An 11,770-nucleotide genomic window follows, 5' to 3' on the forward strand; every position below is an offset into this window, starting at 1 on the left:
ACACCGGATGGTCTGGCCGCCTGACCGTTCGGCAACGATGAGACTGGATTGCTGTGGGCTGACGGGTCGAGCCACAAAGCGGTCTCCTCGACTGAACTTATAGTTGCCGAACTTTCGGCTACAGAGTGTTTGTCAGTACCAATCTGTTTAGTAATCCGTATTAGCCGACTTCAACATTCACATCAGATCAACAAACTCTTACTAAATTACTATCCATCAATATTAATCAGCCTAAAAACAGAACACTCGCAATTAATTTCAAAGTTATTTGTTTTTTTAAGACACCGCGTAATTCCGCTTTTCTAGCCGCCGTTTCCCGACAAAGCTCCTGGTTAACATCGATCTCGAACGCGAAACAAAAGAAGCACTACCGGATGGGGTCCGAATAGCGCTTCTTCATCTACTAATCTTGTTCAGTTTGCCGGCGTTTGGGTTTTGCCGTGCCTTTACGGTCGTAATAGGCGTCTTCCAATCGTTTGTAGGCGCCGGGTTCGACCTGTTCCAGCGCCGTGGCGATAGTTTCTAACGCCTGGGCGTACTGGTACTTGTGCTCGAACAAATCGGCCGCGGTGCGACTGGCCTCAGCCACGTCCTCGTGACTGGTTTGGTAACGGTTCGCGTATTGCAGGAGTTGTTCTGCCAACTGCGAACTGTCGACCAAGTCATCGGTCTTTTCTTGGAGCGTGTCCAAATCAGTTTGAATAATCAATAGTTGTTTGGTGATCCGTTCCATATCAATCTGGGGTTGGTCCATGTCGGTCGCCAACTGTGCCACCTCGTCACGTACCACGAAGAAGTAATCCAAATATTCTTGGGGAATCCCCGGCAAATTCAGGTTCTCCACTTGCCGCCGTAAACTATGTAGATTGAAATCAAACTGTTGCAGGGTGTCACGGGCTTGTCGTTCTTCATCGGCCAAGCCAGCCACGCTCTTCAAAATATCTGCCTGTTGTTCTTCAATCTGTTTCAGGTCTTTTTCCTGTTGATTTTGGTGGGCCAACACTTGGGAGTACACCGCCTGTTTGCCACTGAGTGCTTGCACGTCTTGTTGGTACGTGCCGTCGATGTGACGCAGCTGCTCATTCAACTCCCGCGCCGTTTCCAACTCTTGGTGGTCCAGCGTGTAGTTTTGACTCAACCGGTCCAGCTCATTTAACAGTGAGTGACTCTGGTTTTGCGCATGGGCAATGAACTTGGCCACGCGGTCCAGATTCTTGTTGACTGGTTCCTTGGCATCCATTTCCGTCTGCATCACGTCATAAATGTGGTCGATCTGCTTGGCGATCCGGTCATTCACGACCGCCGCGTCAGATGGGCGCAATTCCGCCAGCGTGTTGGCGTTGTCCTTGATGTGTTCCTCGACGTCTTGAATCAACCCCGGGACATCTTGGTCACCGAATTGGTAATGGTCCGCGGCCAATTGCTGGTAGCCGCCCTTCAATTCCTTGACTTGATCCGGGTAAACCACCGTCAAGTCTTTATACAATGGTGGAATTGCCGCAATCAAGTCTTCCAGGTTCGTGGTGTCCGTTTGTAATTGGCTTAAAACGTCCGCTGCCCGCTCGTGGTCGCCTTCTTGGGTCAGCCGGGTAAAGGTGTCAAAGTTGCCTTCCAACTGGCCTAACCGTTCCTCTAGGCCGTCAATGCTGGGACCAAACGCAAAGTTCTTGGCCAATAACGTTTTCCGCAAGTCCTGGTATTTCTTTTCCAATTCATGGACGGCCTCACGGTGTTGCTTATCCACTTCTTGCAGGCTTGCTAAATGCGCCTGTACTTCTTGAACCAATGTGTCAGTTTGGTTAACCAATAAGGTAATTTTAGCGAGGCGCTGGCGCAATTGTAGGAGATTGACGCCCCGCGAATCAGCCATGAGTTGGGATAACTCCTGGTCGATGCGCTTGAAGCGGTTCTCCGTAATGTCTTGATAGTCGGCTTGTAGCTGTTGGAACTGCGCCAACGATTGGCCGGTTAGGCTTAGCTTTCCGACCAAGTTGAGCTCATCCGTTAGCGGAATAGCCACCATCGATTCTTTTTTTGTGGTTAACGCCGTGACTTGTTTACGAATACGCTGCTGATATATCAGCACACCCACGTAGACGACAATCGCAAGGATCACGATTCCAATCAACACACCTACCATAATTGACCCCATCCTTCATCAGCATTTCAACGTTTAACGAGTTGCAAAATCGCTCGGTTCATTTTACAATTTAATCTAATTTCGATTATAGCATAAGTCACGCCTAGGCTTCACTAGGTTTTCACGATTCCCTAGTCATTTTTACCTATATCGGAATAATTTAATCTTTAAACTTTGGAGGCCTTTCTATGAGTGAAGCAATAAATTCTTTAATCACCGAACAACTCGATGCCCTCTTGCACGGCGAGACCAACTTGGTCGCTAACCTGGCCAACGCCTCAGCGCTACTGAAGCAGACGCTCGACGATGTGAACTGGGCCGGCTTTTATCTCTACCAACCGGCCACCGACGACCTCATCTTAGGCCCCTTCCAGGGTAACGTGGCTTGTGTCCACATTGAAAACAACCGCGGCGTCTGCGGGACAGCCCTGGCAACACAGACGGTTCAACGGGTTGCCGACGTGCACAAATTTGCCGGTCACATTGCCTGCGACTCCGCCAGCAATTCCGAAGTCGTGGTCCCTTTGATTTTAGCCAATGGTGAGCCCCTAGGCGTCATGGACATTGACTCCCCTAGCTTGGACCGGTTCAGCGCCGAAGACCAAGCCGTTTTGGAAGAATTTGCCCACGTTTTGTTAAAACACGTTGACAAGCAGTAGGCTTTCTGGTTATACTGGTCGTTGTGTAAAATAATGCAGCGATAAGTGGTAAGCTCGTCAACAGATTGTTGCCGTTACATTGGTTCAAGAAGTAACCTGCGGCTGCATAGGGTGAAACTTGCAAAGCAACCTGCACGAATACTAAACTTATAAACAGCTTATTTTACTCCAAATAATATTTTATTGGAGGAACTATCTATGTCTCGTTACACTGGCCCAAGCTGGCGTATTTCCCGTCGTTTAGGGGTATCCCTTTCCGGCACTGGTAAAGAATTAAACCGTCGTCCTTACGCACCTGGTGATCATGGTCAAGGTCGTCGTCAAAAGTTATCTGAATACGGTACGCAATTGCGTGAAAAGCAAAAGCTCCGGTTCACTTACGGCATGACTGAACGTCAATTCTACAACTTGTTCAAGCGTGCCGGCAAGATCTCTGAAGGTACCCATGGTACTAACTTCTTAATCTTGCTCGAACGTCGTCTGGACAACGTGGTTTACCGTTTAGGTTTGGCAACGACTCGTCGTCAAGCTCGTCAATTGGTTAACCATGGTCACATCACTGTTGATGGCAAGCGCGTTGACATCCCTTCATACGAAGTCGAAGTTGGCCAAGTCATCTCCGTTCGTGAAAAGTCCAAGGACATGGCCATCATCAAGGGCGCTGTTGAAGCCGTTGTTGGTCGTCCACAATACGTTCAATTCGACGCTGACAAGCTGGAAGGTTCCCTTACCCGCTTCCCTCAACGTGAAGAATTAGACGCAGAACTTGACGAATCTCTTATCGTTGAATACTACAACCGTTAAGATTAATTCTGACTGGTTTAAAGAATCTCGCCTTTGGGCGGGATTTTTTTGTACCGTTTTTGACTTGATTCCAGCTTAAATACTAACGGTTGTCATATTCAAAAAAACGCCAGACAAAACAGTCCAGCGCTCTATTTTACTCACTTCTGCGTCCCCTGCTCCGAGGTAATCCGGTGCGGCTTCAGCTGAACGTCAAAAACTTCTAGGAAGAACGCCACTAGCGGCACGCCGACAATCAGGCCCCAAGCACCAAAGATGCGTTCGCTGATAATCAGGGTGATGAACGTCACAAAGATGGGCAGGTTGGTGGCGTTGGCCATGAGCCGTGGATGTAAGAAATACGACTCGAACATGTGAATCAAGATTATCAATACCAAAACCGCCACAACGCGAATCAAGCCACCCGTCAAGAAGGCGACAATTGTCAAAGGAATTAAGGAGATCAAGACCCCGGCCACTGGAATCAGGCCCAGGAAGAAAATCATAATTCCCAGGATCAACAGGCTCGGCATCCCAATGATCCACAATCCCAAGACCATCAGAATCGTATTGATGGTGCAGATGATCAGTTGCGTTTCGATAACCGTCCCGAAGATGTGGACGAACTTTAAAATCAACTGGCCCATCGGCACGAATAGACCAGCGAACCGACTTTTCGTGAAGGCGTGGACAAACGTTTTCAACTGATTCTTGGTCAGATTAAAAATAAAGCTGAAGAAGAACGCCAACAGAATCGTTTTGACCCCCGAGCTGAAGCGCGACAACTGGCCCATTCCACTCGTCAAAATGGATTTGCCGTTGCTGATGACGGAAGCATTTTGCGAGAGCTGTTTGATCAGCCGGGTCAGGTCCGTCTGTAGCTGCGGGTAAGTCACAATGATTCTGTCGATCGCATGCGGCAGGTTCGACGCTTCTGAAACCAGTGGTGGAATGATTTGACCGAATGCCGCCACCAAGATACCCAGAAACAAGACGTAGACCAGTAGCGTCGACCACAAATGGTGCACGTGAAAATGGGTCTCGATGCCCATGATTGCCGCATCCCCCAGATAAATAAAAATCACCGTGAACAAGGCCAGCGACAAGAAGGCGTGGGCCTCCCAAGCAATGATGATCAGTAACAATAGGGCAATGTAGGTCATCGTCAGCGGATTTTGCCACACCCGCTTGAATAAGTTACTCACAGAAAAACTCCCTTCACTTCGATCAGATTCGGATCAATTGGTCATACAGCGGCAAGAGCGCCGCTACCGTGTCTTGAATGACCTGAACCTGCTGGGCAGGCGTGCCAGTGAAAAACGCACTGCCGCGGAGAAAATTCCGCCCGACCTGCCATTCGGCGTATCGCTGTGGCTGCTGACGCATCAGTTCTTGATACGTTTCCCGGGTCAACGGTCGCCCACAGTTCTTGTCGGTGTGGTCCCCACCACATTCGAACGTGGCCGGCAGCTGCATGACCAAGTCTTCTGACAGACTGCTTAACAGCGCCTGGCGGTTCTTCGCCTCCTGCAACACGGCCAGCCAAATGAAGAACCGGTCGTCCCAGAAACCGACCTCGATGTGCGGCAACATTTTGTATCCCCGCTTCGACGTGCTAAAAGCCACCCAGGTATCTGGCGGCGGATTTTTAGACCGTCGACGGTGCTGAGAAATGTGGTCGTAGATGGGCACAGCTAATTTGGCAAAGACCGGTTCCAGGTCCGTAACGGTTGCCTGAAACTTCGGGTCAATTTGCGCGCGAATCTTTCCCAATCGCCCGGGTAACGTGGTGTCATCCCAGACGTGAAAGTCTTGATCCCCATACATTTGGTAAAGTCTCCTTCCCTGAAACTCTTCACCATTCCATGGTATACTAGTGGGACTAACTTGAAAAGAGGGAAACGCATGGCTGAGAAGAGTCAAATGGAGCAACACTTACAGAATTCTGTCTACGGCACCCCGAAGATCAATCCGGACGAACAACGCCATTACCTGGGCACCTTCCGGGAACGGGTCTCGCTGGCAATGACGATTGCGGAGGTCACGGACCGAAAAAGCCTGGACGCCTTTATCACGGAAATCACGGCGCACCCGGATTACCAGGTCATCTTAAACGGCCACATTGACCAGGCCGACCTCGCCCCTTACCTCAAGCTGGCGAGCCAACACAATCTCAAATTCACGATTCGCCAAGACACCATCTACGGCGTTAACGACAGCGATTTAGGGCTGATCGTGGCCAGTGACACCGCCATCAACCAAAACCCAATTAGTCTAAGTAAAAAGTACCCTGAAAAGCCGGCAGAGAAACCAACTGCCCCCAAGAAAAGTTGGTTCGATAAATTAATCGGCCACTAGGAAAGGAGTCTCATTTTTGGCACAACATCCCTTAGCTTACCGCATGCGGCCCCAGCGACTGGAAGACATCGTTGGCCAGCAAGACCTGGTCGGGCCAGGCAAAATCATCGCCCGCATGGTCGCGGCCAAGCTACTTTCATCAATGATTTTATACGGGCCACCAGGCACCGGGAAGACCAGCATCGCCAGCGCAATCGCCGGATCTACCAAGTACGCCTTCCGGAAGCTCAACGCGGCCACGGATTCCAAGAAGGACTTGCAAGTCGTGGCCGAAGAAGCCAAAATGAGTGGCACCGTCATCTTACTGTTGGATGAAATTCACCGGTTGGACAAGACCAAGCAAGACTTCTTGTTGCCTCACCTGGAAAGCGGACGCATCATCTTGATCGGCGCGACCACCGAGAATCCCTACATCAACATCAATCCCGCCATTCGTAGCCGGACACAGATTTTTGAGGTCCACCCGCTCTCGCTCGATGACATTAAGACCGCGTTAAACCGCGCCATTACTGACAAAGAACGTGGCCTGGGGAAACTCGACTTGCACGTCGATGACGACGCCTTAGCCTTCATGGCCGGCGCCACTAATGGTGATTTGCGCAGCGCTCTGAATGGTCTGGAATTGGCCGCGCAGTCCACGCCACCAGATGATGCTGGTCAGATTCACGTGACCCTAGCCGTGGCCGAAGCCTGTTTCCAACGTAAGGCGCTGGTCGGCGATAAAAATGGCGACGCCCACTACGACGTGATTTCCGCCTTTCAAAAGTCCATTCGAGGCAGTGACACCGATGCCGCGCTACACTACCTCGCGCAATTGGTAGCGGCGGGCGACCTGCCGTCGATCTGCCGGCGGCTGATGGTCATCGCCTATGAAGACATCGGCATGGCCAACCTTCCCGCAGCGGCACGCACGGTCCAAGCCGTACAGGCGGCCCAACAGTTAGGGCTGCCTGAGGGCCGCATTCCTTTGGCCGATACAGTCATCGAGCTCTGTCTGTCGCCCAAGTCTAATTCTGGTATTGCCGCGGTCGATGCGGCCCTGGCCGACGTCATGAACGGCCACAACGGCGCAGTTCCCGACCAACTCAAGGATGCGCATTACAGTGGCGCCAAGAAACTGGGTCACGGGAACGGTTACCAATTTCCCCATGATTTTCCTGGTGATTGGGTCCAGCAACAATACTTGCCGGACGATCTCAAGTACGCGGAATACTACCATCCCAAGGCTAACGGCCGATTCGAAACGCAATTGGGCGAGCAATATCAGCGGCTTTTACGCGCCAATCGACATCACTAATTGAAATTTTAATATTTATATGCTAATATACAGATGGTTCTAAGGTGTACGCGTTGTCTCACTACAAGTTGCCGATCAAGTAATTTATAAACGGGATTGCAAGACGCTAGAGAACATGACATGCCTTTTCACTTGGAAGTCAGACGCTCTAGCTAGCTTTCCCCCCTGCATTGTCATCGCGGGTCAACATGACTAGACAATTAACGGCACCACTTAGATCATCAAAGCTCTGCTTTGGAGGCCATTCCTTTGAATGGTCTTTTTCTTTTGCCCGTAAATCAGTCACACTGGTCATCTTGGCCGCCTCGTTTGCTAGAGACGCGTCAAAATGCGGTGGGCACTGGGGCCGCGCCATAGAACGGTCTCAGCGCTCAGAAAAAACGCTTAACCATTCTGGCTGTCATATTTCCAAAGAGTATCGCCCAAAACCAATCCGTAGAACGTGTCCGCGGTTCAGTCTTGGGTTCTGGCGCGTAATCGGGTATACTTAATCTCACAGAACCGAATTTTTAAGGAGGAGTCATCCCTTGGCCATTACGATTTTAATGATTTGCTACACCCTCTTAGCCCTTGGCATTGGCTGGTACTTTTACAGCCATCGCAAACGGGCCTTTCTGGTTTTTCATCCCGAAGAATCCGTTGCTCTCAGTAACGTCTTAAGCATTGGTGGCATCCTGATGATGTTGGTTGGTGTCGTTGCCGCCGTCGCCACCCTGATGAACAACACAATCTTCATTTCTGCCGTTTTGCTAGTCGGCGTTATCGTGGTGATTGGCCTGCAATTGATTCTGGTCCGGTGGCTGCCTAAGGGGTAACCGGTTTCAATTTTCTTTCATTTTTTGACCATTTCGCTTTTTATTTCACGTTAAATAACGTATGATAAGAGTATAAAGTAATGAGAGGTGAACAATATGTTACAACAATACAAGCACATTTTAGTCCCAGTTGACGGTTCCTACGAAGCAGAATTAGCTTTCAAGAAAGCGGTCGCTGTGGCTAAGCGTAACGATGCTGATTTACATCTCGTTCACGTTGTTGATACGCGGGCTTTCCAAAACATTTCCAGCTTCGATACCAGCATGGTTGAACAAGTTACGGAAACAGCAAAGAAGACACTCGACAAGTACGTGGCTGATGCGAAGGCTGATGGCCTGGCAAACATTGACTACGCCATCGAATACGGCGCACCGAAGACCATTATCGCACGGGATGTTCCGCGTGATAATGACACGGACCTGATTATGATTGGGGCCACCGGGTTAAACGCCGTGGAACGCCTCTTGATTGGTTCTGTCACTGAATATGTTACCCGGACAGCCGTTTGCGACGTCATCGTGGTACGGACAGACCTCAACAACCAACCGGCCAAGGTTACCCACGCCGAAGCTTAACAAAGATTGCAATTAAAAAACGTCGCTGCTCTGAGCAGTGGCGTTTTTGTTTACCTTCATTTTAAAATTAACTAAAGGTTACAAGCTTGAAAGTGGCTAGATTTATGGTGACACTAGGGTTTACAGGGACAAAATTAGTCTTTGAATGTCATGTGATCCGTGCTGGTCGCCTTACCGTTCGCCAAATTTGGACCGTGACGCTGTGGGAAGGACCGGTCGAAGCCAAAAGTCGGTCTTCAACCTCGCTTCGAGCCGAAAATCACGTCTCGAAGGCGCCAGTTTCCAAGCAAATCACTTGAAAACTCCCACGGCTGAGTCCAAATTTAGCTCGCTCTCGGCTACGTGACAGGTTACCCATTAGTGTGGATGAACGTTGCCATTTCGGTGATTTTCCTGCAAATTTTGCGGGTAATCACTGATGTAATCGGAGGCAGTCAGAGGTGTTCCCCATAGCTACCGGAATCTCTGACAGCCGCAGATGGCGGTATGGACTAATTTAGTGTTCACAATTCTGGTCAGCTGAGTATTATCAGGTGTTTTTGCACTTGCGACCTTTAGTAAATCAATCCGCCAATGCTGAACCAGCCGCTGGTGCCAGCCGTTGTTGTAACGCGATATTGTGGGTCACTAACGCCAATGTCTTGGCAATGGTCAGGCTCCGACGCGCGGCGGCCTTTGCACTCAGGGCGGCTTCCGCCTGGCCACGAATTTCGTAGAGGACGTCGATCAGGTACAGTGATGCCTGTTGTTTGACCGCACGTAAGGCCGACTCGACACTTTCAATCACCAGTTGGGGCTGTTGGAGTTCCAGATACATTTGGGCAATCCGGTACCGGGCCCAGATCAGACGGCGAAAATCGGACTCATCATGCCATTCAAATTCATCGAGGTAACCCACGGCTTCACTCAGGTAGTACCGCGACTTTTCTAATTCTTGACGCCGTAAGTAAGCCGCAGCCATCCCGACGTTGCCAACGATGGCGTACAGGTCCCAGGGCATTTGATACGACCGGCGTAACAACAGGTTGAAGTGGAAAATGGCTTCATCGGGCCGTTCGTGCGCGCCCAATTCGACGAACCCTCGGTAATAGTGATACCGTTCGCGGTCAAAGGCACTCGCTACGTCCGACATTTCGACAGCTGCTAAGAGATCGGCCGCTTCCCGGAAGTTCTCCTGGCGAATCGCCGCAGAGATCTCATCGAATTGCTCATCCATCCCGCTGCCCACACCCGCTAAAATATCATTAAAGGACACATTCAGCCGGCGGCAAACTTGCAGCATGATCTTGATGCTTGGAATCTTGTTTTTCTTTTCCATCAGACTCACCGTGGCTTGGGTACAAATGCCATCAGCCAGTTCCTGCTGTGACATATTTTTTTGTTTCCGATACTGTTTTACCTTATTCCCTAATAAACGCATCTGCTCTCTCTCCCTCACGTATCGCACGTTGGTCAGTTGCCAGTTTCGATAAAGCCGAACATTACTTGATGATTGCGAGTGACGGCACCACGACGGTAATTTCCCATCCAGCGCCTCCGGATTTCCCTAGAAAAGCGATAGCCACGTCCAGCTGTTTATCATTAATACTAATAATAAGGGATTTATCACTGAATACAAGTGTTATGCGAGTTTATTAAGGAACTCTAATTTGTCTAGTCCATTTTATCATCTTAATATAAAAAGAATTATAAACGGCTACTTTTACCGGATATAATTCTTTTAATGATGTTGTTTATTCGTATTTAATCCATTAATTAAATTCCATAGCAATTTATTTAGAAATTAAGCAGAGTACCTTTGATTTCAATCAAAGGATGAATGCGAAATCTTAACCTTTTCCGAAACATATGTTCCCCTTCTTGAACTCTAGCATATGCTATACTTAATCCAATCTTTCGGGGAGGTGAATATATGACGACGCTAGGACGAACACTGAAAGTTAGACTCTATACCAATACAATTCAAGCAACTCAACTTTTAGATATGAGCCGAGAATACCAGCGTTTAGCAAATCTAGTGAGTCAATGGGTCTTTGATCACGATTTTCCATTGAATAGTTTAAAAATCAATCATGCCCTGTACAAAAAATTTCGACAAGGATCTCCATTGAACAGTCAAATGATCCAGTCTGTTTTTAGAACGGTGGTCGCACGGTACAAGACGGTTTTGGAACAGTTGAAGCAACATCCTTATCGTTACCAAGATGAAGATAAAAAGTGGATGCGCGTCGCCAAAGATTTGACCTGGCTGTTTAAGCCGCTTCATTTTTCTCGGCCACAAGCGGATCTGGTCAGGCAAAGCAATTACTCTTTTGGAAATAATTTAACTGAGATTTCCTTAACGACTCTGGGGAAAAGAACTAAAGTGCCCTTTACCATCAAAGGATTTGAACAATGTTTTCAAACCGGCTGGAAACTGGGAACAGCCAGATTAGTACATAGCGGGGGAAAGTGGTACTTGCATATTGGTATCACTAAGGAGGATACAGATTTTGATCCAACTGCTCCAGCTCAAGTTGTGGGTATTGACCGCGGCTTACGCTTCATAGCCACAATCTTTGACCAACAAAGAAAAACCAGATTTTTTGATGGAAAGAAAATTCTCTTAAAACGTCACAAATTCCAAAAAACACGAGCAGAATTACAGCATCGCGGAACCAAGTCTGCGAAGAAAAAGTTGAAGCAGTTACAGCAACGAGAGAACCGCTGGATGACGGATATCAATCATCCGCTATCTAAGACACTCGTTACGACGTATGACCCTCAAACGCTCTTCGTCCTGGAAGATTTGACAAATGTGACGTTCAACACTGATGATCTGCCTAAGTCTTTGAGAAATAGTCACCGCTCCTGGGCTTTCTTTCAGTTGGAAACTTTTCTGACCTACAAGGGCCAGGCTGTTCAAAGTCAGGTGTTAAAGGTAAGTCCGGCCTTCACCTCCCAGCGTTGTCCCAAGTGTGGTCTGATTGAGAAAACCAATCGTCATCACGACATTCACGAATACCATTGTCAACAATGTCGGTATCAATCTAATGACGACCGACTAGGTGCCATGAATATTGCGATGTTAGGTCAAGAATGGTTGGATGGGGTCAAACACCCCAGAATCAAGAAAGTAACAGCTACCGGGTAAACCTGGCAG

11 protein-coding genes are annotated in these 11,770 nt (G+C 48.9%); 7 read left to right on the top strand and 4 right to left on the bottom strand.

The features are described 5' to 3' along the window. Nucleotides 1-403: 403 nt before the first annotated feature. Nucleotides 404-2,152 carry a septation ring formation regulator EzrA gene (gene ezrA, locus NGM66_RS05200; RefSeq protein ID WP_258115423.1) on the bottom strand — a complete coding sequence of 583 codons (1,749 nt, stop codon included), beginning with the start codon at nt 2,150-2,152 and terminating at the stop codon, nt 404-406. Nucleotides 2,153-2,328: 176 nt separating this feature from the next. On the opposite strand from ezrA, the gene msrC reads away from it, so the two are divergent. Together msrC and rpsD are read left to right on the top strand one after the other, a co-directional pair. Beyond that, entirely contained in the window at nt 2,329-2,799 is a 471-nt protein-coding gene (gene msrC / locus NGM66_RS05205) for a free L-methionine (R)-S-oxide reductase MsrC (protein WP_208910102.1), read from the top strand. A 198-nt stretch (nt 2,800-2,997) separates the two neighbouring features. Beyond that, on the top strand, nt 2,998-3,603 hold the full coding sequence (gene rpsD, locus NGM66_RS05210; protein WP_208910111.1) for a 30S ribosomal protein S4: 606 nt from the start codon (nt 2,998-3,000) through the stop codon (nt 3,601-3,603). 140 nt (nt 3,604-3,743) lie between these two features. Here rpsD and NGM66_RS05215 read toward each other — a convergent pair whose 3' ends face one another. Both NGM66_RS05215 and NGM66_RS05220 read right to left on the bottom strand, forming a co-directional pair. Then, nucleotides 3,744-4,787 carry an AI-2E family transporter gene (locus tag NGM66_RS05215; protein ID WP_258115426.1) on the bottom strand — a complete coding sequence of 348 codons (1,044 nt, stop codon included), beginning with the start codon at nt 4,785-4,787 and terminating at the stop codon, nt 3,744-3,746. Between the two features lie 22 nt (nt 4,788-4,809). Next, nucleotides 4,810-5,409: a DUF1054 family protein gene (locus NGM66_RS05220; RefSeq protein WP_208910225.1), complete on the bottom strand. Its 600-nt coding sequence runs from the start codon at nt 5,407-5,409 to the stop codon at nt 4,810-4,812. A gap of 78 nt (nt 5,410-5,487) precedes the next feature. Between NGM66_RS05220 and NGM66_RS05225 the strand changes: the two genes are divergently transcribed. The 4 genes from NGM66_RS05225 to NGM66_RS05240 all read left to right on the top strand — a co-directional run bounded on the left by NGM66_RS05225 (nt 5,488) and on the right by NGM66_RS05240 (nt 8,628). Further along, nucleotides 5,488-5,940: a YueI family protein gene (locus NGM66_RS05225; RefSeq protein WP_208910227.1), complete on the top strand. Its 453-nt coding sequence runs from the start codon at nt 5,488-5,490 to the stop codon at nt 5,938-5,940. Nucleotides 5,941-5,983: 43 nt separating this feature from the next. Next, on the top strand, nt 5,984-7,237 hold the full coding sequence (locus tag NGM66_RS05230; protein WP_208911051.1) for a replication-associated recombination protein A: 1,254 nt from the start codon (nt 5,984-5,986) through the stop codon (nt 7,235-7,237). A gap of 527 nt (nt 7,238-7,764) precedes the next feature. After that, nucleotides 7,765-8,052, top strand: coding sequence for a hypothetical protein (locus tag NGM66_RS05235; RefSeq protein ID WP_208910229.1), 288 nt, complete (start codon nt 7,765-7,767; stop codon nt 8,050-8,052). A gap of 96 nt (nt 8,053-8,148) precedes the next feature. Next, complete coding sequence (locus NGM66_RS05240; protein ID WP_125575355.1) at nt 8,149-8,628, top strand: universal stress protein; 480 nt, start codon at nt 8,149-8,151, stop codon at nt 8,626-8,628. 562 nt (nt 8,629-9,190) lie between these two features. Here NGM66_RS05240 and NGM66_RS05245 read toward each other — a convergent pair. After that, nucleotides 9,191-10,048, bottom strand: a complete 858-nt coding sequence (locus NGM66_RS05245; protein WP_208910231.1) for a helix-turn-helix transcriptional regulator — start codon at nt 10,046-10,048, stop codon at nt 9,191-9,193. Between the two features lie 492 nt (nt 10,049-10,540). Here NGM66_RS05245 and NGM66_RS05250 point away from each other — a divergent pair, with 492 nt between their 5' ends. Then, a complete protein-coding gene (locus NGM66_RS05250; protein WP_208910233.1) occupies nt 10,541-11,761 on the top strand; it encodes an RNA-guided endonuclease TnpB family protein in 1,221 nt (406 codons plus the stop codon). Nucleotides 11,762-11,770: the final 9 nt, after the last annotated feature.

This window comes from Levilactobacillus yiduensis, assembly GCF_024718525.1.
GTDB lineage: Bacteria > Bacillota > Bacilli > Lactobacillales > Lactobacillaceae > Levilactobacillus > Levilactobacillus yiduensis.

Excerpts from the sequence above, each read along its gene's own strand:
- ezrA (WP_258115423.1), bottom strand. The coding sequence starts at position 2,152 with ATGGGGTCAATTATGGTAGGTGTGTTGATTGGAATCGTGATCCTTGCG.
- msrC (WP_208910102.1), top strand. The coding sequence starts at position 2,329 with ATGAGTGAAGCAATAAATTCTTTAATCACCGAACAACTCGATGCCCTC.
- rpsD (WP_208910111.1), top strand. The coding sequence starts at position 2,998 with ATGTCTCGTTACACTGGCCCAAGCTGGCGTATTTCCCGTCGTTTAGGG.
- NGM66_RS05220 (WP_208910225.1), bottom strand. The coding sequence starts at position 5,409 with ATGTATGGGGATCAAGACTTTCACGTCTGGGATGACACCACGTTACCC.
- NGM66_RS05225 (WP_208910227.1), top strand. The coding sequence starts at position 5,488 with ATGGCTGAGAAGAGTCAAATGGAGCAACACTTACAGAATTCTGTCTAC.
- NGM66_RS05230 (WP_208911051.1), top strand. The coding sequence starts at position 5,984 with ATGCGGCCCCAGCGACTGGAAGACATCGTTGGCCAGCAAGACCTGGTC.
- NGM66_RS05240 (WP_125575355.1), top strand. The coding sequence starts at position 8,149 with ATGTTACAACAATACAAGCACATTTTAGTCCCAGTTGACGGTTCCTAC.
- NGM66_RS05245 (WP_208910231.1), bottom strand. The coding sequence starts at position 10,048 with ATGCGTTTATTAGGGAATAAGGTAAAACAGTATCGGAAACAAAAAAAT.
- NGM66_RS05250 (WP_208910233.1), top strand. The coding sequence starts at position 10,541 with ATGACGACGCTAGGACGAACACTGAAAGTTAGACTCTATACCAATACA.